Source organism: Acidovorax facilis, from assembly GCF_023913775.1.
Taxonomy (GTDB): domain Bacteria; phylum Pseudomonadota; class Gammaproteobacteria; order Burkholderiales; family Burkholderiaceae_C; genus Acidovorax; species Acidovorax facilis.
Genome location: NZ_JAMXAX010000077.1, coordinates 1 through 19,443, shown reverse-complemented (window position 1 = coordinate 19,443; position 19,443 = coordinate 1). Strand labels below are relative to the sequence as shown.

17 protein-coding genes and 1 pseudogene are annotated in these 19,443 nt (G+C 64.9%); 8 read left to right on the top strand and 10 right to left on the bottom strand.

The features are described 5' to 3' along the window. Window positions 1-91: 91 nt before the first annotated feature. A complete protein-coding gene (locus tag NFX52_RS19190) occupies window positions 92-2,305 on the bottom strand; it encodes a cyanophycin synthetase (protein WP_252635787.1) in 2,214 nt (737 codons plus the stop codon). A gap of 237 nt (window positions 2,306-2,542) precedes the next feature. Here NFX52_RS19190 and NFX52_RS19185 point away from each other — a divergent pair, with 237 nt between their 5' ends. The 3 genes from NFX52_RS19185 to NFX52_RS19175 all read left to right on the top strand — a co-directional run bounded on the left by NFX52_RS19185 (window position 2,543) and on the right by NFX52_RS19175 (window position 6,129). Next, entirely contained in the window at window positions 2,543-4,849 is a 2,307-nt protein-coding gene (locus NFX52_RS19185) for a cyanophycin metabolism-associated ABC transporter (RefSeq protein ID WP_055395950.1), read from the top strand. 23 nt (window positions 4,850-4,872) lie between these two features. Then, window positions 4,873-5,379: a cyanophycin metabolism-associated DUF1854 family protein gene (locus NFX52_RS19180; RefSeq protein WP_055395969.1), complete on the top strand. Its 507-nt coding sequence runs from the start codon at window positions 4,873-4,875 to the stop codon at window positions 5,377-5,379. A 318-nt stretch (window positions 5,380-5,697) separates the two neighbouring features. After that, window positions 5,698-6,129 carry a hypothetical protein gene (locus NFX52_RS19175; RefSeq protein ID WP_252635785.1) on the top strand — a complete coding sequence of 144 codons (432 nt, stop codon included), beginning with the start codon at window positions 5,698-5,700 and terminating at the stop codon, window positions 6,127-6,129. Between the two features lie 87 nt (window positions 6,130-6,216). On the opposite strand, the gene NFX52_RS19170 is transcribed toward NFX52_RS19175, so the two are convergent. From NFX52_RS19170 to gspF, 3 genes are all read right to left on the bottom strand, one after another. Continuing rightward, window positions 6,217-6,534 carry an EF-hand domain-containing protein gene (locus NFX52_RS19170; protein WP_369801331.1) on the bottom strand — a complete coding sequence of 106 codons (318 nt, stop codon included), beginning with the start codon at window positions 6,532-6,534 and terminating at the stop codon, window positions 6,217-6,219. Window positions 6,535-6,756: 222 nt separating this feature from the next. Beyond that, complete coding sequence (locus NFX52_RS19165; protein ID WP_055395955.1) at window positions 6,757-7,689, bottom strand: 5'-nucleotidase; 933 nt, start codon at window positions 7,687-7,689, stop codon at window positions 6,757-6,759. A gap of 4 nt (window positions 7,690-7,693) precedes the next feature. Beyond that, window positions 7,694-8,926, bottom strand: coding sequence for a type II secretion system inner membrane protein GspF (gene gspF, locus NFX52_RS19160; RefSeq protein WP_055395957.1), 1,233 nt, complete (start codon window positions 8,924-8,926; stop codon window positions 7,694-7,696). A gap of 234 nt (window positions 8,927-9,160) precedes the next feature. On the opposite strand from gspF, the gene NFX52_RS19155 reads away from it, so the two are divergent. Then, on the top strand, window positions 9,161-9,910 hold the full coding sequence (locus tag NFX52_RS19155; RefSeq protein WP_055395971.1) for an SDR family NAD(P)-dependent oxidoreductase: 750 nt from the start codon (window positions 9,161-9,163) through the stop codon (window positions 9,908-9,910). Between the two features lie 217 nt (window positions 9,911-10,127). Then, window positions 10,128-10,904 carry a hypothetical protein gene (locus NFX52_RS19150; protein ID WP_156358642.1) on the top strand — a complete coding sequence of 259 codons (777 nt, stop codon included), beginning with the start codon at window positions 10,128-10,130 and terminating at the stop codon, window positions 10,902-10,904. 18 nt (window positions 10,905-10,922) lie between these two features. Here the strand turns inward: NFX52_RS19150 and NFX52_RS19145 are convergent, their stop codons facing one another. Then, window positions 10,923-11,951 carry an LLM class flavin-dependent oxidoreductase gene (locus NFX52_RS19145; protein ID WP_055395961.1) on the bottom strand — a complete coding sequence of 343 codons (1,029 nt, stop codon included), beginning with the start codon at window positions 11,949-11,951 and terminating at the stop codon, window positions 10,923-10,925. Between the two features lie 203 nt (window positions 11,952-12,154). Between NFX52_RS19145 and NFX52_RS19140 the strand changes: the two genes are divergently transcribed. Both NFX52_RS19140 and NFX52_RS19135 read left to right on the top strand, forming a co-directional pair. Continuing rightward, on the top strand, window positions 12,155-12,640 hold the full coding sequence (locus tag NFX52_RS19140; RefSeq protein ID WP_055395973.1) for a CZB domain-containing protein: 486 nt from the start codon (window positions 12,155-12,157) through the stop codon (window positions 12,638-12,640). A 357-nt stretch (window positions 12,641-12,997) separates the two neighbouring features. After that, window positions 12,998-13,750: a M48 family metallopeptidase gene (locus NFX52_RS19135; RefSeq protein WP_055395963.1), complete on the top strand. Its 753-nt coding sequence runs from the start codon at window positions 12,998-13,000 to the stop codon at window positions 13,748-13,750. A gap of 131 nt (window positions 13,751-13,881) precedes the next feature. Here NFX52_RS19135 and ruvC read toward each other — a convergent pair whose 3' ends face one another. The 4 genes from ruvC to NFX52_RS19115 form a co-directional block, all read right to left on the bottom strand. Beyond that, a complete protein-coding gene (ruvC, locus tag NFX52_RS19130) occupies window positions 13,882-14,430 on the bottom strand; it encodes a crossover junction endodeoxyribonuclease RuvC (protein WP_055395965.1) in 549 nt (182 codons plus the stop codon). An 82-nt stretch (window positions 14,431-14,512) separates the two neighbouring features. Continuing rightward, window positions 14,513-15,505, bottom strand: coding sequence for a phosphatidate cytidylyltransferase (locus NFX52_RS19125; protein ID WP_055395967.1), 993 nt, complete (start codon window positions 15,503-15,505; stop codon window positions 14,513-14,515). A gap of 2 nt (window positions 15,506-15,507) precedes the next feature. Further along, window positions 15,508-16,281: a lysophospholipid acyltransferase family protein gene (locus NFX52_RS19120; protein WP_252635784.1), complete on the bottom strand. Its 774-nt coding sequence runs from the start codon at window positions 16,279-16,281 to the stop codon at window positions 15,508-15,510. Between the two features lie 84 nt (window positions 16,282-16,365). Continuing rightward, window positions 16,366-17,277: a helix-turn-helix domain-containing protein gene (locus NFX52_RS19115; protein WP_238385815.1), complete on the bottom strand. Its 912-nt coding sequence runs from the start codon at window positions 17,275-17,277 to the stop codon at window positions 16,366-16,368. Between the two features lie 25 nt (window positions 17,278-17,302). Here NFX52_RS19115 and NFX52_RS19110 point away from each other — a divergent pair, with 25 nt between their 5' ends. Beyond that, window positions 17,303-18,808, top strand: coding sequence for a cytochrome P450 (locus tag NFX52_RS19110; protein WP_252635783.1), 1,506 nt, complete (start codon window positions 17,303-17,305; stop codon window positions 18,806-18,808). Between the two features lie 503 nt (window positions 18,809-19,311). Here the strand turns inward: NFX52_RS19110 and NFX52_RS19105 are convergent. Then, a pseudogene (locus tag NFX52_RS19105) lies at window positions 19,312-19,443 on the bottom strand (IS481 family transposase); the annotation flags it as partial.

Below are 19,443 nucleotides of genomic sequence, written 5' to 3'. Positions count from 1 at the left end.
TCTTTCAGTGGTCCATCAGGGCGCTGAGGCCCTGTTCAGGTCGTGGGATGCGAGGTCAAACAACAAACTAAAGCTAATGCGCGAGGTGCCATCACGACCGCAGTGCGGTGGTGGGGACCAGTTCGGGCTCAAAGGTCTTGATGCCAGCGCCGATGAGGTCAGGGGCAATGTTCAGCGCCCAGGCCGTGCCGATGGCAGCCAGCAGGGCGTCGGTGTCGGGCGCCACGGCATTGCGGCCAAAGGTCAGGTCTGCCAGCGAACCGAGCACATGTTCTGCACTGCCCGTGGCCAGCACCACGCGGCCGTTCTTCACCACCACGGCGCGGCCGTTGTCCTTGGCGCGGTGTTCCACGATCACGGGCAGGGTGGCGTCCTGGGCATACAGCACCACGGCACCGTCCGACAGCGGCGCCAGGTCGGCCACTTGCGGGATGGCAGCGTTGAGCACCGCTGCGCCTTCCGACAGCACCACGTCCACCTGGGTGCGCATCACCTTGGTCATCTGGTCCTGTTCGTGCACGTCGAATTCGGCCAGCGTTTCCACGCCGTCCATGTCGGTGACCACACCCACCTGGCAGCGGTCGTAGGCCAGGCCGTCGCGCAGGATGGTGCGCGCGTCGCTTTCGATCACGGCGGCCTGCACGGTCTTGTTCATCAGCAGGCGGTGGGCGGCCTCCCAGTGCGCGCAATCGGTCGATTCGACGCAGCGGCGGTCTAGGAACAGCCCTTCGCGACAGGCCAGGCCCGTGTGGTGGCCGCTCAGGTGCAGCAGCCAGGCCACGACCCGCGCGATGGTTGACGTGCCACGCGTGCCCGCCACGCCCACCAGCGGAATGCGGCCTGCCTGGCCCGCATCGTCTTCCGACGGGAACAGATGCTCTGCAATGGCCTGGCCCACAGGGCGCGGTGCACCCACGGCGGGCTTCAGGTGCATCAGCAGGCCAGGGCCTGCGTTCACTTCGACAATGGCACCGCCCTGGGCGTGCAGGGGTTTGGAGATGTCCTTGGCCACCAAGTCGATGCCGGCGATGTCCAGCCCCACCACCTTAGCCGCCAACTGGGCGATGTAGGCCACCTCGGGGTGCACGTCGTCCGTGCAGTCCACGGCCACGTTGCCGTTGCGCTGCACCACCACCTGGCGGCCAGCGGCGGGCACCGAGTCGGCGCCCAGGTCCTGGCGCTTGAGTTCGAGTTGCACCTTGGTGTCAGTGGCCAGGTCGATGATTTCGAGCGGGTACTCTTCTTCGTAGCCACGGCGCGGGTCGGAGTTGAGCTGGGTGTCGATCAGCTCCTTGACGGTGGAGCGGCCGTTGCCGGTGATGGTGACCACTTCACCACGTGCCGCTGCGACCACTTTGCCGCCCACCACCAGCAGGCGGTGCTCGTCGCCGGGGATGAAGCTCTCGACCATGACGTCGCTGCCCTCGGGGTAGGCCACGTGGTAGGCGGCCTCGATGTCTGCCTGCTTGTGCAGATCCAACGTCACACCCCGGCCGTGGTTGCCGTCAGAGGGCTTGACCACCACAGGCAGGCCGATGTCCTGGGCGGCTTCCCAGGCTTCCTCGGGGCTGTTGACCACCTGGCCCTCGGGGATGGGCACGCCGCAGGACTTGAGCAGGCTCTTGGTCAGGTCCTTGTCGCTGGCGATGCCTTCGGCGATGGCGCTGGTGAACTCGGTCTCAGCCGTCCAGATGCGGCGCTGGCTGGCGCCATAGCCCAGTTGCACCAGATTGCCGTCGTTCAGGCGGATGTGCGGGATGCCCCGGTCGGTGGCGGCTGTGACGATGCAGGCGGTGCTGGGGCCAAGGTACTGGTCGTCCACCTCGGTGCGCACACGGGCCACGGCGGCAGCCACGTCAAACGGCTCATCGTTGATGGCGGCCATGATGAGCGCGTGGCCCTGGGCCAGCGCCACGCGCGCCACGCTTTCGTCGCGCGCCCGGAACACCATGCGGTATACGCCACGCTGGCTGGTGCTGCGGGTCTGGCCAAAACCGGTGGGCATGCCCGACAGGTTGAGCAACTCGATCACGATGTGCTCCAACACATGGCCGCACCAAGTGCCTTCCTGCAGGCGCTGCAGGAACCCACCGCGTTCGCCCACGCCGCAGTGGTGTTCGATCAGTGCGGGCAGCCAGGCGGTAAGTCGGTCGTTGAAACCGGGCAGCAGGTTGGAGGGGTAGTCCTCCAGCTCGCCCAGGTCCAGCCAGACTTCCAGTACAGGCCGGTAGGTCCAGATATTGGGGCCGCGCAGGTAGTTGATGCGAAGCAGTTGGATGTCGTTGAGTTTCGCCGTGGATTGCAGCGGGTGAGTTGGTCCGGCCGGGTAAGGGCTATGCGGGAGAGGAAGAAACTGTGAAAGGAAACTTTTGTGGACGAGGATTGTGCTCCAGTCCTGAGGCTGTGCGCAGTGTCAGCCAAATGAGCGTCAGAGGCGTTAAATGAGGATGCCGTCGCACCGTGGCATGCAGTATCGGGGAGAATTCGCGCTTTCGCGAGATCGGTCACCGCAGGCAGCCGGGGGCGGAAAACCCAACCAAAAATGCAACATCACCATTCTGTGGACGCCTCGGGTGTCTTTTCTGGCCCTTTGGGGGCCGATTTGCGGGCCATGCTCGCTTCCAAGGAAAACGTACTGGCAGCGCTTCAGGTTGACCTGAGCACGGCGCTGCGCTTTGCGGCAGGCTGGGTGGTGGTGACGTCTGAACGGCTGCTGACCTGTGATGCGGGCACCACGGCCTGGCGCAGCTGGCCCCTGGGCGATGGCCTGGCGCTCAAGCTGCAGGACCATGGCGGTGTGGGCTCGCTGGAGCTGCACAGCCCTCGCGAGCGCTTGGCGCTGTGGCGCTTTACCCTGGCGCACCACGCCCAGGCCCTGCGTCTGCTGCAGCGTTTTGAGCAACAAAGCGCCCGGGGCGACAACGGCGCCGAGGACGAGGCCGACGAACCCGCCTGTCCCACCTGCCACACGCCCCTGCCGCCCGACACCGATGAATGCCCGGCCTGCGCCCGCGCCCAGCCGCCCCAAACTTCCACCTGGGTGCTGCTGCGCCTGTGGCGCTTTGCCCGGCCTTACCGCAAGCAACTGGCCGCCGGTTTTGCGCTGACGCTGGCGTCCACCGCCGCCACACTGGTGCCGCCGTATCTGACCATCCCGCTGATGGATGACATCCTGATCCCGTTCCAGAACGGCAAGCAGATCGAACCCGGCCTGGTGCTGCTGTACCTGAGCGGCCTGCTGCTGTCGGCGCTGGCGGCCTGGGGCCTCTCCTGGGCGCGTACTTACATATTGGCGCTGGTGTCCGAGCGCATTGGCGCCGACCTGCGCACCACCACCTACGAGCACCTGCTGCGCCTGTCACTGGACTACTTTGGCGGCAAGCGCACGGGAGATTTGATGGCGCGGATTGGCTCGGAGACGGACCGCATCAACGTCTTCCTGTCCCTCCACGCCCTGGATTTTGTGACCGACGTGCTCATGATCATGATGACGGCGGCCATTCTGTTCTCCATCAACCCATGGCTGGCGCTGGTCACGCTGGTGCCGCTGCCCTTCATTGGCTGGATGATCCACACCGTGCGCGATCGTCTGCGCACCGGGTTTGAAAAGATCGACCGCGTATGGTCCGAAGTGACCAACGTGCTGGCCGACACCATCCCGGGCATCCGGGTCGTGAAAGCCTTTGCGCAAGAAAAGCGCGAAGCCCAGCGTTTTCGCGACGCCAACCAACACAACCTGGAAGTCAACGACAAGCTCAACAAGACCTGGAGCCTGTTCACGCCCACCGTGTCGCTGCTCACTGAAATTGGCTTGCTGGTGGTGTGGGGCTTCGGCATCTGGCTGGTGTCGCGCAACCAGATCACGGTGGGTGTTCTCACGGCCTTCATCGCCTACATCGGCCGTTTCTACGGGCGGCTGGATTCAATGAGCCGCATTGTCTCGGTCACGCAAAAGGCCGCCGCTGGCGCCAAGCGCATCTTCGACATCCTGGACCATGTGAGCAACGTGCCCGATCCGGCCCAACCCGTGAAGGTGGACAAGGTTCAGGGCGCGATCACCATGCAGGGCGTGGGCTTTCGCTACGGCAGCCGCGCAGTCATCAAGGGGCTGGATCTGGATATCCGCCCCGGCGAGATGATCGGCCTGGTGGGCCACAGCGGCTCAGGCAAGAGCACGCTGGTCAACCTGATCAGCCGTTTTTATGACGTGAGCGATGGCTCCATCCAGGTTGACGGCATCGACATCCGCCGTTTCGCTGTGGCCGACTACCGCCGCCACATCGGTCTGGTGCTGCAGGAGCCCTTCTTGTTCTTCGGCACCATTGCCGAGAACATCGCCTACGGCAAGCCCGAGGCCACGCGCGAGGAGATCGTGGCGGCGGCCCGCGCTGCGCACGCCCATGAATTCATCCTGCGCTTGCCCCATGGCTACGACTCACTCGTGGGTGAGCGCGGCCAGGGCCTCTCGGGCGGCGAGCGCCAGCGCATTTCCATTGCCCGCGCATTGCTGATCGACCCGCGCATCCTGATCCTGGACGAGGCCACCTCGGCCGTGGACACCGAGACCGAGAAGGAAATCCAGAAGGCGCTCGACAACCTGGTGCAGGGCCGTACCACGATTGCCATCGCCCACCGCCTGTCCACCCTGCGCAAAGCCGACCGCTTGGTAGTGATGGACCGGGGCGAAGTGGTGGAGGTCGGGCCGCACGACGAACTCATGGAGAAGCAGGGCGCCTACTGGCGGCTCTACGAAGCCCAGGCGCGCCGTGCTGAAGAAGACGCCCAGGCGGCCGGCGTCATCATCGACAGCAGCCTGCTGCACCCCGCCCACCCTGCGGGCAACCCGTGATGACTGCACTGCAGGAAAACGCCATGAACACCCCTTCCTTCCCGCAATCGCCGTCCACCGCCTCCGCCACGTTCACCTTGGCGCGCAATCCACACGGTCGGCTGGTTCTGACCCTGGCCGACGGCACGGCCCACGAGGGCGTCACGCCCGTGCGGGCCTTCCCCATCGCGGCACCCGCCGAAGGGCTCTCGCTGATCGGATCTGACGGCCACGAACTGCTGTGGATCGACCGGCTGGACCAGCTGCCAGCCCCCGCCCGCCAGCTCATCGAAGAAGAGTTGGAAGTGCGAGAGTTTGTGCCCACTATCGAAAAAATCATTGCAGTATCGAGCTTCTCCACCCCCAGCACCTGGCAGGTGGAGACGGACCGGGGCCCTGCCAGCCTCGTCCTCAAGGCCGAGGAAGACATCCGCCGCTTGGGCGGACGCACCCGCTTGCTGATTGCCGGGGGCGACGGCGTGCAGTTCCGCGTCAAAGACACCACGGCGCTGGACCGGCATTCGCGCCGGTTGCTGGAACGCTTTCTCTGATCTGACCCTGTACGGGGTCATCCCGGTGTCTCCACCGGCAAGGTACAACGGCAGTGCCAAGCCCTGCCGTGCCCGCTCCCCCACAAGCCAGTAGCTCCAGACCCGGTGCGGGAATGAGTGCAATCGGTGGGCTGTGAGCCGATCCGGCCCCCGCATGCTCCCAAAAGGGTGACAAAGATTAGGGAAAACCCTAAATTTGAGCCAATCGGTGAAAAAGACCTAAATTTCCCCTTCTTTTTGCCGTAATAGATTACGAAGACGGCGAAAAAGCCTCTGCACTTCGAGCATATCTATTCATCAACCATTGGGGCCACTGCCATGCAAATGCCACCTGTCGACCGATCGCCGAGTTGGCGTCCTCAGGGCGCTGATTTGTATTCCACTGGCGCCTCTGGCGCGCCGCTGGTGCGGCCCATCAATGCATCCAATCCCGTCGAATCCATGGACCGGCTGGGCGAGGGCGCCATCGTGCGCGAGCCCGACAAGCCCTCCGCGCCCGACGTAGCAAACCGGGACTGGACCGAGGTCAAGAAAAAAGACACCGTGGAAGAACCGCCCGAGCCCCCCAAGGAGCCGATCTACAAACAACTGCTGGAACTGATCCAGTCGATGTGGCGGGCCAGTGGCAGTGCGGTGGAGGTGGCGCAGGACATCAACAAGATGACCCTGCAGGAGCGCATGGCCCAGCAGGTCAAGAACGAGCCGCTGACCTACTCGGACCCCAAGATCAAGCGCACTGGCGGCTTGTGAGGGTTTTGCTCCTAAAATTATAGCTGTTTACGCATAACTGATAAGCGCTGGAGCCTTATTTCATTCAATTTTTGCCCCATTCTGGCCTCAAGGCCGGGGCGATGAAGCGGGAGCCGCTGCCTGGGCCGCCCGCTGCTGATCCCGCTCCGCGCGGTACTTGGCGGCAAAGGCCCGCACTTCCTCGTACGACACGTAGCCATCCTTGTCCGTGTCTGCATCGTCGAACGCGGCGGCCAGGCGGGGAAAGAGCTTGACCTCGGTGCGGCTGAGCTTGCCGTCCCCATTGAAGTCCAGCATCTTGAACTCGCGCATGGCCTTGATCTCGCCTTTGGTCAGGGCTGCCTGGGATTCCGCGGGGGTGCTGGCAGCGGGTGCAGGCGGTGCCGACGCAGTTGCAGGGGGCATGGCCAGCGCAGTGGTGCCCAAGGCTGTCGCCAGGGTGCTCATCACGCAGGCGGTCAGGGAAAATCTGATGCGCAAAACAGGCTCCTTCTGTGGACTGGCAACGATGTTGGCACAGCTGGGCGTGCGTGGGCGGAATGCAACCCAAGGCTTGCAGCTTTCACCGGGAGTTGCAGGGGATTGCAAAACTTTTCGAAGGAACGTGGGTCCGTGTCCGGCCCCGGGTTAACCGTCGGCAGGGCGCAGGGGGTTGGAGATACCGCTGCTCACATGCCCGGCTGGCACATGACGGGCGGCTGAGGTCACATGGCCTGTCTGGTCGTCGAAGAAAAAGTCGGGTTCGAATTCGCGCAGGAATTCGCCCTTGGGCAGGCCACCCAGGAACATGGCTTCGTCCACATCGATGTTCCAGTCCATCAGCGTGCGGATAGCGCGTTCGTGCGCCGGGGCGCTGCGCGCCGTGACCAGTGCGGTGCGGATGCGCATGCCGGTGGTGCCGCCGGCCTCTCCGGCGGATTGCAGTCGGTGCAGCGCCGCCAACAGGGGCTTGAACGGACCATCGGGCAGAGGCAGGGCGGCCTTGTCGGTTTCGTGCTGCTGGAAGGCGGCCAGGCCTTCGGCCTGGTACACACGCTCGGCCTCATCGGAGAACAGCACGGCGTCGCCGTCAAAGGCAATGCGCACTTCCTGCGGGTTGGCGTCGCCTGCCTGTACCGATTCGGTGATCACCCGCGCGGCCGGGTAGCCCAGGTGCAGCGCCTCGCGCACATCGGCCTCGTTGGCAGACAGGAACAGGTGTGCGCCCAGCGGTCGCAGGTAGCGAAAAGGGTCACGCCCCTGGGTGAACACGCCGCGCTGGATAGTGGGCAGGCCATGGGCGTTGCAGGAGCGAAACACGCGCATGCCACTGACCGGGTCATTGCGCGAGAGCAGCACCACCTCCACCCGCTGGTGCTCCGAGGTGTTGAAGGCGAGCAGCTTGCGCACCAGCGAGAACGCCACGCCGGGCGCGGCGGGCACGTCCAGGCGCTGGCGCTGCAGGTCCACATAGGCGCGGTCATCCCTCTCGTGCTCGAAGACGCGGTTTTCCTCCTCGAAGTTGAACAGCGCCCGCGATGAGATCGCCACCACCAGCTTGTCGTCCAGGGTCACGGCCATAAAGTCACTTCACGAACTGATTCAGTTGGATGATCGGCAGCAGCACGGCCAGCACGATGAGCATCACGATCAGGCCCATGCCGACGATGAGCAAAGGCTCCAGGATGGTTGCCAGCGCCATGGCGCGGCGCTGGACCTCGGTGGAAAGCTGCCTGGCGGCGCGCTGCAGCATCACCGGCAGTTGCCCCGTCTGCTCGCCCAGGCGCGCAAACATGGACAGCAGGCCGGGGAAGCGCTTTTTCTGCGCCAGCGCCGAGGCCAGGGGCGCACCTTCGCGCACCAGCACCAGCGCTTCGAGTGCATCGGCGCGCAGGGCGCGGTTGTTCAGCGTTTCGGCGGCGGCCTGCAGCGCCTTGAGGATGGGTACGCCCGCACCCGCCAGCATGGCCAAGGTGCCCGCAAAACGCGCCGCGTTGTAGCCGCGCGCCAGCTTGCCCACCAGCGGCAGGTTGAGCCAGGCGGCATCGAATTTTTCGCGAATATGCCCGATGGTCAGCGCCCAGCGTGTGCCAAAAGCGATCAAAACAGAAGCAATCAGCATCATCCAGCCATAGCTGCGCACAAAAGCGCTGATGCCCAGCATGGCCACGGTCAGAAACGGCAGCGCCCGCTTGGTGCCCGCAAACACGCTGGCCACCTGGGGCACCACGTAGCCCACGAGGAAGAGCACGATCACGATAGCGACGATGGTCACGATGGCGGGGTAGAGCGCTGCGCCCACCAGCTTGGCCTTGAGCGCCTGGCGTTCTTCCAGGTCGTCGGCCAGGCGCTCCAGCACCAGGCCCAGGTTGCCGCTGTGCTCGCCCGCGCCGATCACCGCGCAGTAGATATCGGAAAACTCGCGCGGGTGCTGCGACAGGGCGCGCGCAAACGTGGCCCCGGCATTGACCTCAGCGCGCAGTGCGGCCACCAGGTGGCGCTGGCGTTCGTCGTCGGCTTCTTCAGACAGTGCCGTGAGGGCGCGCTCCAGCGGCAGGCCGGAAGACACGAGCCCGGCAATCTGCCGCGTCCAGATCGAAAGGCCCGTGGCGCTGAACACGGGCCGCGTGAACAGGCGCTGGCTGAGGCTGGCCGAGCTGCCATCCAGCGACTGGCCGGTCTGCACCAGCTCTACCGCCAGGGGCACCAGGGCCTGGGCTCGCAGCAGGCTGCGCGCGGCCTTGGCGGTGTCGGCCTCCATGAGGCCCTTGCGGGTCTGGCCCTGGGCGTCCAGGGCTTCAAAGGAAAAAGCAGGCATGCGGGTGCGGGCGGTATGGCGGTGGCGTGGAAATCAGGCGGTCACACAACAGGCTGATGCGGGCGAAAACCTTGCAGCCCCTGATGGTAGCCGGTACCCAAGGCCCATGGCTGTGGGCCAGTACCCTTGCCAGCGGGATGACCCAGGTCAAGGCGCTGACGCATTGGGCGCGCAGAATGAAAAGCGATCTGTGGCATCGGGTTGCAGGTGTTCTGAATGAACAAGGAGTCTTTCATGCTGAAGAACAAGGTTGCGTTGGTCACCGGGGCATCGTCGGGCATTGGGCGTGCCATTGCGCTGGTGTGGGCACGCGAAGGCGCCAAGGTGGTAGTGTCGGATGTGAATGTGCAGGCGGGTGAGGAAACGGCGGCGCTGGTACGCGCAGCCGGGGGCGATGCCATTTTTGTGGCTGCCGATGTGGGCAAGCCTGAGGACTGCGAAGCGCTGGTGAACCGCACCGTGGCCCACTACGGCCGGCTGGACATCGCCTGCAACAACGCGGGCATCGGCGGCCCGCAGGCGGCCACGGCCGATTACCCCCTGGATGGCTGGGCCCAGGTCATCAACATCAACCTCTCCGGCGTGTTTTACGGCATGAAATACCAGATCGCAGCCATGCTCAAGAATGGCGGCGGCTCCATCATCAACATGGCATCCATCCTGGGATCGGTGGGTTTTGCCACCGCCCCGGCCTACACCGCGGCCAAACATGGTGTGGTGGGGCTGACCAAGGCGGCTGCGATTGAATACAGCGCCCATGGCGTGCGCATCAATGCCGTCGGGCCTGCCTTTATCCATACGCCCATGATCAGCGGGCTGGAGCAGGATGCTGGCATCAACGCGATGCTGGTGGGCGCCCACCCCATCGGCCGCCTGGGGCAACCTGAAGAGGTGGCCGAGCTGGTGACCTGGCTGGCGTCCAGCAAGGCGTCGTTTGTGACCGGGGCGTATTACCCGGTGGATGGCGGCTACCTGGCGCGATAAAACACCGGCGCGGCGTTGGAGCCATCGAAACTGGATGGCTGGAAAGGGTGGCTGCCTCTGATGAAGTTCTCCTCGAACCCGATGTGGCGTGGGTGAGACGGCCCGCCACCGTATGCTATTTTGCCGTGTGCCGCTTGCGGTGCCTGCGCTTAAGATGCGGCAGTTGGGGCCGCGCCATGGCGCAGCCCCCCAGATTTGACTCACAAAGGAGAAGAAAGTGAATAAGACGACTGCCCTGGGAGGACTGGTTGCCGCTTTGGTGTTATCTGCTTGCGGCGGAGGCGGGGATGATGTGGCGCCACCTGCGCCAAAGCCTCCTGCGACCGTGGTCACCGGCGTGGAAGGCCTGTGGACCGGGGCGACCACCGACCCTCTGAATGTGCAGGGTGTGGTGCTGGAGAACGGCGAATCCTGGAGCATCCTGACCGATGCAGTGGGCGCCGTGGTGGGCATATCGCAAGGCGCCGTTCAGACGTCGGGCCCAGATGTTGTCTCTGGCACCGGGCGCTATCTCAATGTGGTGGATGAGGCAAACCTTGCCAGCCGGACGACGGTGGCGGTCAGCTATAGCGGCAAGTACGCGGTGCGGGATTCGGTGCAGGTCACGGATTCCAAGGGCGTGAAGTTCACCGGTACCTATGGCGTGCTCTACGAGCAGCCTGCTGTCGTGAGCGAGTTGCTGGGTACATATTCCGGCACCGGCATTGGCAACCAGGTGCGGGAGCCCCTGGTGTCGGTTTCCATTTCCACCGGTGGATTGGTGTCGATTCCCTCCTACCCGGGTTGCTCCATTCGCGGCACCGTGGTGCCCCGCGCCAGCGGCCGGAACGTGTTTGATCTGCCGCTCACCTTCAGTGGGGCCGCCTGCCCCGTGGGCGATGGCGTTGTCGTCCAGCACGTCGTTCTGTACAACGACACCACCCAAGCGATCTTGATCATGGGGCAGAGTGCGAGCAAGGCAGAGACCTTCGTCTACACCGGGCAAAAGAGCTAAGCCCTCCCCCGGCCCTCCTCAAGGGGCTTGGCAGGTTTCCCACGCTTCGGCGTGGGCCTGTGCCGCAATATCCAGTGAGCGCAGGCGTAGAGCTGGGTCGTAGACATCGCTCACGAGCATTAGTTCATTGGCCCCGGTGGCTTCGGTGAGCTGTGCAAGGCCCGCGCGCACCGTGTCCGGCCCGCCGATCACGGCAGCGGCCAGAAAGTCGCCAATCGCGGCGCGCTCCTGGGGCTGCAGACGCGCGGCGTAGTTCTCAACGGGCGGCAGCAGGCGGCGCCGGTCGCCGGTCAGGATGCCCAGCACCCGCTGGTAGGTACTGCTGGCCAGAAACTCCGCTTCTTCATCCGTGGGGGCTGCAATCAGCGGCACCCCGATCACCACATAGGGCTGGGGCCAGGCGGCGGACGGCCGGTACAGGTTGCGGTACAGGTCAATGGCCTGGTGCAGCAGGCGCGGGGCAAAGTGCGAGGCAAAGGCATACGGCAGCCCGCGCTCCGCCGCCAGTTGCGCCGAAAACAGGCTGGAGCCCAGTAGCCAGATCGGCACGTTGGTACCCGCACCGGGCATGGCAATCAGGCGCTGGCCTGGTTCGGCCGGGGCCAGCAGGCGCTGCAACTCTGCAACGTCCTGCGGAAAATCATCGGCTGTCTCTACCCGGCTGCGGCGCAGTGCGCGCATGGTGGTGGGGTCCGTGCCCGGCGCGCGCCCTAGTCCCAGGTCGATGCGGCCCGGGTACAGCTCGGCCAGGGTGCCGAAGGCCTCGGCCACCACCAGAGGCGCGTGGTTGGGCAGCATCACGCCGCCAGAACCCACACGGATGCGCGAGGTACCACCGGCAATATGGCCCACCAGCACGGCGGTGGCTGAGCTGGCAATGCCCGCCATGTTGTGGTGCTCTGCCAGCCAGTAGCGGGCAAAACCCAGCTTTTCAGCATGTTGCGCGGTGCGCAGGGCAATCTGCAGCGCATCGGCTACGGTCCCGCCCTCCCGGACGGCGACGAGGTCGAGCATGGACAGGGCGGGGCGTTGAGCAGTGGAAGTCATCCGTGCATTGTCTGGCCCTCGCCACATTGCTGCTGGCTACCGGGGCAGAGCTGGCAGGGCCAGAAGGGTTGACGCGCACGGTTTTTACCAAGAGGTCATTTTTTGGTAGCCAAAAGCGCGCGCGCCCCACAGAATGTTTCAAGGCATTTCCGGCAGGACCATTCCTGGTGCTGGCGGACGGGGTGCCTCCACAGGGACCAAGCATGGGTTTTTTCAGTCGTCTGTTCAAGATCCGGGAGCAAGATCCCACCAGCCCTGACACCACCTGGGCCATGGAAGACAACGGCAGCGAATTGGTGCTGGACGCCGAGTACGCCTCCATGCTCATGACCGAAATCGATATCGACGCGGCCATTGCCAGCCATGAGCGCTGGCGCCTGCAGCTGCAGGACATGGTCAATGGCCGCTCGCAGGAAGTGATGCGGCCCGAACGCATCTGCCAGGACGACCGCTGCGACCTGGGCCGATGGCTCTATGGCACGGGGCGCGTGCGGCTGGGGCATTACCCCGCGTTCGACATGCTGGTGGCCCGGCACAAATACTTTCACCAGCAGGCGGCCGATGTGGTGACTGCGTTCCAGGCGGGCGAGCAGCAAAAGGCCGTGCAACTGCTCAATAGCAGCTGCCGCCATGCGTCCAATCAGGTGCTGTTGTTGCTCAAGGAACTCAAGCGGGGCCTGGGGCGCTGATACCTTGGGGCGCGGTGTACACAGGCACGGCCAGGGCCAGTCGGCGCTGTGTGAATGGCCGCTCTGTTTTTGATAGCTTAAAACCCTTGATAAACAAGCGCTAAGGCCATTTTTATCTGAATTTTGCGAAGATTTCCAGCGCCGCAACCTGGCCCAGCCCCCACCGTTTCGGCCCGCTCGCCAGCATCGGCACACAGTTCTTACATCTGAAGACATGGCCGCCAGCGAGAAACGCCGTTGGCGTGGCTATCCTTCGGCGCGCGCCAACCATTGCTTGCAGTTGGTTGCGCAAAAACACAATCGACCCATCGATTCAAGACCAATCAAGAAGCTGACCACGTCAGAGAGGGAACCCCCATGGACCGCCGTAAATTGTTGACGCTCGTAACCCTGGCTTCCGGCGTGAGCGCCGTATCGCCCGTGTGGGCGCAGTTTGACCTGGGCAAGATGCTGGATGCAGGCAAGGACCTGGCCAAGTCCGAGAGCCTGTCGGACGAGGAACTCAAGAGCACGTTCGACCAGATGTCCGCCGAGATGGACAGCCAGAACCAGGTGGCTCCGGCAGGCAACCCCTATGCCAAGCGTTTGGCCAAACTCACCTCGGGCCTGGGCACCCACGACGGCCTCAAGATGAACTTCAAGGTCTACCTCACGCCCGAGATCAACGCCTTTGCCATGGCCAACGGCACCATCCGGGTGTATTCGGGTTTGATGGACAAGTTCACCGACGATGAAGTGCGCTATGTGATCGGCCACGAGATCGGCCACGTCAAGGCCGGCCACACCAAGGCCCGCATCCAGACCGCCCTGCGCACCAGCGCGCTGCGCAATGCCGTGGCGTCGAGCAACGGCAAGGCCGGTGCCATTGCCAGCTCGCAGCTGGGTGACCTGTTCGAGAAAGTGGTGCGCGCCCAGCATTCGCAAAGCAACGAGCGCGAGGCTGACGACTACGCCATGGGCTTCATGAAGGCCAAGCGATACCAGCCCGCCGCTTGCGTCACTGCGCTGGAAAAACTCGCCGCCATGTCGGGCGGGGATTCGACCAGCTTTTTGTCTACCCATCCGTCACCCAAGGAGCGGGCGGACCGGATGAAGACGCAGGTGGCCTGACCTTTCGCTGTTGCTAAAGCCTGGTGGGGCAGTACCGCGTCTTCGGGCGCGGTATTTTTTTGTCCGCACATTTCGACATCCCCGCGGCCGTGGGCGCCTATCCGCGCGGCGGTGCTTTGGCTCGCCTGGGGTCAGTAACTCCGCCCACCCTTGTACATCGCGTGCTGGCGCCGGTTCAGCGTCGCGGCTTCGCCCAGCCGCCCCATGGCAGCACCCGCATGCGCATGCGTGATGGCCATGCCCAGGCCATCGGCTGCGTCGGTGCCCGGCACGCCGGGCAGGCTGAGCAGGCGCCGCACCATCTCCTGCACCTGGCTCTTGGCGGCGCGGCCGTGGCCGACCACGGCTTTTTTCATCTGCAGCGCGGTGTATTCGGCCACCGGCAAATTGCTCGCCACCAGGGCCGTGATGCAGGCGCCCCGTGCCTGGCCCAGCAGCAGGGTGGACTGGGGGTTGACGTTGACGAACACGATCTCGACCGAGGCCACATCGGGTTCATAGCGGGCCGCCACTTCGGTGATGCCGTCGAACAGGATCTTCAGGCGCCCGGGCAGATCGCCCAGCGCCAGCGTGGTGGTGCGGATGGTGCCGCTGGCCACGTAGCTGAGCTTGTGGCCGTCCATGTCTACCACGCCAAATCCGGTGGTCTGCAGGCCGGGGTCGATGCCTAAGATGCGCATTTGCTCACTATTTGATAGCTGCTATCGCTTGTTGGTAAAGCGCTAGATGCCAATTTACTTGAAAATTTCTGGGTCGGTTCATTTACAGACCGAAGTACCAGCGCACCGAATGGAAAAACACCGGCGCCGCAAAACACAGCGCGTCCACCCGGTCGAGCAGGCCACCCGCACCGGTGACCGACATGCCCTGCATGCCCCAGCTGGTGATCCCCCGGTCGCGCTTCAGGGCCTTCATCACCAGGTGCCCCAGGCTGCCCGCCACGCAAGCCAGGAGCGCCATACCGAGCGCCTGGCCGGGCTTGAACGGGGTGATGAACGTGAGCAGCCCGCCGGCCAGCCCCCCGGCCGCCACACCGGCCAGCCAGCTCGTCCACTGAAAACTCTGGCTCACCTGCGGCGCCACGGGCTTGTGCGGAAAGCGCCGCCCCAGCAGGTGCTGCACCAGCATGCAGGTCTGCACCACAAACACCAGGAAAAACACCAGAAACGCGCCCTTGTCGCGGTAGCCCGGAAAGTCCAGCAGCAGCAGCGCGGGCACGTGGCTCATGCCGTACACGCAGACCATGATGCCCCACTGCAGCTTGGCGTTGCGCTCCAGAAAACGCTGCGGGTCGTTGGCCAGCGCACTCACCACGGGCAGGGCGAGGAACACGTAGACGGGGATGAACACCGTGAACAGGTCAAAGTGCTTGCTGCCCACGATCCAGAACTGCAGCGGCAGCACCACAAAAAACGCCAGCACCAGGCTGCGGTGGTCGCCACGCCGCGTGGGCGAGAGCGTGATGAACTCGCGCAGCGCAAAAAACCCCACGATGGCAAACAGCACGGTGGCTACCGTGTCGCCCAGGACCCAGCCAATCCAGAAGACGGAAGCCATCATCCAGGATGTTTTGAGCAGCCCCCAGAAACGCTTGGCTTCGAGAATGCGGGCTTCGGACTCAGGGTCGTCGCTGGCGTGTTCACGCAGATTGCGTACGAAGGCCCAGATGGTGACGACGGACAGGATGCCAAACATCACCAGGAACAGGGCACCGACCTGCTGGGTGGCAGTCAAATTGCGGAGGAAGTTGTTCATGTTCAGACTTCCCTGAGCGCGATGACTGCACGGCGTGCCCGGTCGAGGAACGGGCGACGCTCTTCACCTGCTTCCAGCTGCACGGGCTCTCCAAAAGTCACTGAGCACAGGATGGGCACTGGCACCACTTCGCCCTTGGGCATCACGCGCTGCACGTTGTTGATCCAGGCGGGCACCAGCACCACCTGCGGGAACATTTGCGCCAGCTTGAACAGGCCCGACTTGAACGGCTGCGGCTCGTCGCCATGGCCGCGCGTGCCTTCGGGAAAGATCACGATGGAGTCTCCGCTCTCCAGCGCACGCACCAGCGGGGCCAGCGGGTCGGACTCGGGCAGGGCTGCGCGCAGCCCCTCGGGGGTGGGCGCGCGGGGCGGGGCTTCGGGCGACGGATCGGGGCCGCCCGCCATGGCGGTGTCCGCGTCGCTGGCGGCGGTGGCAAGGGCCTCCAGCACGCCCACCGGCTCCGCCGCCAGGGGAGCCGGGGGCCGCGCAGGCGTGGCCTGACGGTCTACATACACGGCGTTGAACACGGCGGTGGTGATCCACTGGCGGAACGGCGTCTTGGTCCAGTAGTCCTTGGCGGCAATGGGCCGCGTGATGCTGCGCAGCTCCTCGGGCAGCGCCGCCCAGATCAGCACCATGTCGGCGTGGCTCTGGTGGTTGGCGAAATAAATGCGCTGCTCGGCCTTGGGCGGGCAGCCGTACCAGCGGGCCTGGGAACCGGTCAGAAACCGCACGATCCCCAGCAGAAGGAAACTCATCAACTTGGCAAGCATGGCGGGGATGATACGTGGCGGGTGTGCCCGGTCGGGCGTGTACTGTGGCGTGCCGCAGCCGGGCGGCTGCAGCTACCCTGGCCACTACACCCAGATGCGATATGCCCAGAACGCCTCGTCGCCGTAGATGCCGTCGTACAGCGCCTGTGGGGCATAGCCGGTGATGCGCCGCGTGACGCGGCACAGGTGCGACTGGTCCGAGAAGCCCGCGCCTGCCGCCACATCGGCCCATTTCACGGTGCCCTTCGCGGCGTCCGAAGCGATGGTGTCGAAAAACGCCTGCTCGGCCTTGCCAAAGCCGCGCAGCTCGCGCAGCGGCAGTCCGGCCCAGCGCTTGATGCGGCGCTCCAGCTGGCGCAGGCTGCGGCCGGGAGCCGAGATGGCGGCGCGCTGCGCGAGGTGCATGGCCCAGTCACCGTAGCGCTGCACCTGCAGCGCCTGCGCGGGACGGCAGGCTTGCCAGCGGGGTTCCAGAAACGCCTCCAGGCAGTCCATGCGGGCGGCATTACCCGGCTGGTGCTGCACGGCTTCGCACATCGCGACCCAGTCGGGTGGCAGCACGGTTTGCGCATCCACGAAACGGTCAGTCAGCGCCTCGGGCTCCAGGCCGGTGAGCTGGTGCAGCGCGTCGGGCATGAACATCACCATCATGGCGTGGGTGGGCGCTGCGCAATAGCTGGCGCTGGGCCGGGTCTGGGGGCCCGCCAGCACCCAGCGGCCGGGATACGCCTCGCGCGGGCTGTGCAGGCCGGGCAGGGTGTCGGGGCGGTCTGCCACCAGGGCTTCGCTGCGACCTTCAAACCACCAGCTCAGGCTGCAAAGGGGCGTGGCCGGAAAGCGGTTGATGCGTTGCTCATCCCGAAGCGTGTGGCCCACCGTACTGCGCACCATGGTGCCGCGCAGGCAGGCCGACAGGCTGGCGCGCGGCAGCCACAGCTGGCCCGAGGGGATCAGCCCCTGCGGATGCCGTGCGGAAGGTGGGACCAGGGTTGCCATGGGGCGCGAGTGTAGGCCAGGGGCGATGTCGAATTCGTTCAATACCCAGCTGCTGTTGCGCCGCAACATGCACGCCATGAACCACGCCACCACCACCGCCACTACCCCATCGATGCCAGCGACACCTTCCCCCGCCGTGCACCCCGCACCAGCCAGGCGCCTTCAGCCCGGCGGCCCGGCCAGCCGCTGGTGGGGTCTGCCTCTGCTGTGGGAGATGCGGGCCGATTACCTCGGTTTTGTCACCCGCCTGCAGTGCGACCATGGCGACCTGACCCGCATGCGAGTGGGCAACGAAGATGCCTGGGACCTCCTGTCGCCCGACCTCGTGCGCGAGGCGCTGGTCACCCACGCAGACCACCTGATCCGCTGGGAGCGCGGCATCGCCGTGTTCGAGCAGGTGTTCGGCCAGAGCGTGCTGGTGACCGAGGGCGACACCTGGCAGCGCCAGCGCCGCATGTTGATGCCTGCTTTTACCCCCAAACGCGTGGCGGGCTACGCGCAGCTCATGACCGATGCCGCCCGCAGCGCGCTCGATGCTGCCGTGCCCGCAGGCCAGGCCGAAGCGTTGGTGCCCATGGACACGCTCTGGACCGATGTGGCCATGGATGTGATCCTGCGCACGCTGTTCAGCGAATCGGCCCAGGCCGACGCGCGCGATGCCGCCTGGGCCACGCAGACGCTGTCGGAGACAGCCTTCCGCGAAATGTTCACGCCCTTCACGCTGCCCGACTGGCTGCCCCTGCCCGGCAAGGCCGCCAAGCGGCGCGCGCTCAAGGCACTCAAGGGGCTGGTGCAGCGCCACATCGGTGCGCGCAGCCGGGATGCGGCAGATTCAGCAGGCGCCCCGCCACGCACTGACCTGCTGCACATGCTGCTGGCGCTGCGCGACGAATCCACCGGCGAGCCGCTGTCGCCGCAGGAAGTGTTCGACCAGTGCATGGTCAGCTTCCAGGCCGGGCACGAGACCAGCGCCACCACGCTGCTGTGGTGGAGCCGCCTGATGGCCGAACACCCCGAGGCCGCGCAACGCGCACAGGCCGAGGTGGACAGCGTGCTCCCCCCCGGCCAGACGCCCGGCCCCGAGCACTTGGCCCAGCTCCCCTTTCTGTCCGCCACGCTCAAGGAGGCGCTGCGCTTGTACCCGCCCATTGCCGCGCTGATGACCCGGCGCACCACCGCACCCATCACGCTGGGCGGCGTGGAGGTGCCCAAGGGCGCCATGCTGCGCATCACGCCCTGGGTGCTGCACCGGGATGAACGCTGGTTTGCCCAGGCCGACCGCTTTGTGCCGGAGCGTTTTCTGGACGACGCCCCGGCCATCCCCAAGGGTGCGTGGATACCGTTTGGGGTGGGGCCACGCGTCTGCATCGGGCAGCACTTTGCGATGCTGGAGATGACGCTGCTGGCGGCGATGTTGCTGCAGCGGTACCGGCTGCGGTTGCCGGAGGGGGTGGCGGTGTGTGTGCCGAAGCTGCATGTGACCTTGCGGCCGGAGGACCCTGTGCGGGTGTGGTTGGCGCGGCGAGAGTGAGCTGCTCAGTTCAAGCTCATGGATTCCCCGCGTCTAGCGAAGCAGCCGTGATGCAGATTGAACAAGGCCGAGTTCTTGCCAATTGATGGTGGAGATTGGAATGCGACCATCTTTTTGGAGGCAGATATTCTCTAGTTCTATGTTCCTGTGGGAATTTACCCCGATCCACCACTGCACACCTCCGTAGCAGATGGCATAGCAACGTTGCCCTGCGAACCGCCCTCGCTGTACTTGGCTGACAAGTTGAACAATTCTGGAGGTTTGGTGATGCACGAGTGCAAGTCCCCAAATTGGGTATTCCCAAGCTTCACCCGGACTCTTCGTCCAGATCATTTGCCTTAACCGTTCCTCGTGTGGGCCGAGTACCGCTTCTGAATATGTGGGGAGAGAACTGACGCTTGCTCTAAATAAGACGCTGAGGTGGAATAGCTTGAATGTGGCGTAGTTGACCGTGATCCAGTGGGGTTCAGGGACGTTCCAAGGATTCGGAAGCGGGCAGTTGACTACCTGTCGCATCCCGTACGATCATATGGTCGCTTGTGAAACAGGTGCGGGTGGGTCTGGTACCACTCTTTCATCGCCTGCATCGGCGTACTGCTCTTGAGCGCTGACTGCGGTAACTGGTGGTTGTACAG

What these genes read in the sequence shown, in the direction of transcription:
- NFX52_RS19185 (WP_055395950.1), top strand. Translation starts at nt 2,543, where the DNA reads ATGCAACATCACCATTCTGTGGACGCCTCGGGTGTCTTTTCTGGCCCT.
- NFX52_RS19110 (WP_252635783.1), top strand. Translation starts at nt 17,303, where the DNA reads ATGTCGAATTCGTTCAATACCCAGCTGCTGTTGCGCCGCAACATGCAC.
- gspF (WP_055395957.1), bottom strand. Translation starts at nt 8,926, where the DNA reads ATGCCTGCTTTTTCCTTTGAAGCCCTGGACGCCCAGGGCCAGACCCGC.
- NFX52_RS19125 (WP_055395967.1), bottom strand. Translation starts at nt 15,505, where the DNA reads ATGAACAACTTCCTCCGCAATTTGACTGCCACCCAGCAGGTCGGTGCC.
- NFX52_RS19155 (WP_055395971.1), top strand. Translation starts at nt 9,161, where the DNA reads ATGCTGAAGAACAAGGTTGCGTTGGTCACCGGGGCATCGTCGGGCATT.
- NFX52_RS19140 (WP_055395973.1), top strand. Translation starts at nt 12,155, where the DNA reads ATGGGTTTTTTCAGTCGTCTGTTCAAGATCCGGGAGCAAGATCCCACC.
- NFX52_RS19120 (WP_252635784.1), bottom strand. Translation starts at nt 16,281, where the DNA reads ATGCTTGCCAAGTTGATGAGTTTCCTTCTGCTGGGGATCGTGCGGTTT.
- ruvC (WP_055395965.1), bottom strand. Translation starts at nt 14,430, where the DNA reads ATGCGCATCTTAGGCATCGACCCCGGCCTGCAGACCACCGGATTTGGC.
- NFX52_RS19175 (WP_252635785.1), top strand. Translation starts at nt 5,698, where the DNA reads ATGCAAATGCCACCTGTCGACCGATCGCCGAGTTGGCGTCCTCAGGGC.
- NFX52_RS19170 (WP_369801331.1), bottom strand. Translation starts at nt 6,534, where the DNA reads ATGCCCCCTGCAACTGCGTCGGCACCGCCTGCACCCGCTGCCAGCACC.
- NFX52_RS19180 (WP_055395969.1), top strand. Translation starts at nt 4,873, where the DNA reads ATGAACACCCCTTCCTTCCCGCAATCGCCGTCCACCGCCTCCGCCACG.
- NFX52_RS19135 (WP_055395963.1), top strand. Translation starts at nt 12,998, where the DNA reads ATGGACCGCCGTAAATTGTTGACGCTCGTAACCCTGGCTTCCGGCGTG.
- NFX52_RS19115 (WP_238385815.1), bottom strand. Translation starts at nt 17,277, where the DNA reads ATGGCAACCCTGGTCCCACCTTCCGCACGGCATCCGCAGGGGCTGATC.
- NFX52_RS19145 (WP_055395961.1), bottom strand. Translation starts at nt 11,951, where the DNA reads ATGACTTCCACTGCTCAACGCCCCGCCCTGTCCATGCTCGACCTCGTC.
- NFX52_RS19165 (WP_055395955.1), bottom strand. Translation starts at nt 7,689, where the DNA reads ATGGCCGTGACCCTGGACGACAAGCTGGTGGTGGCGATCTCATCGCGG.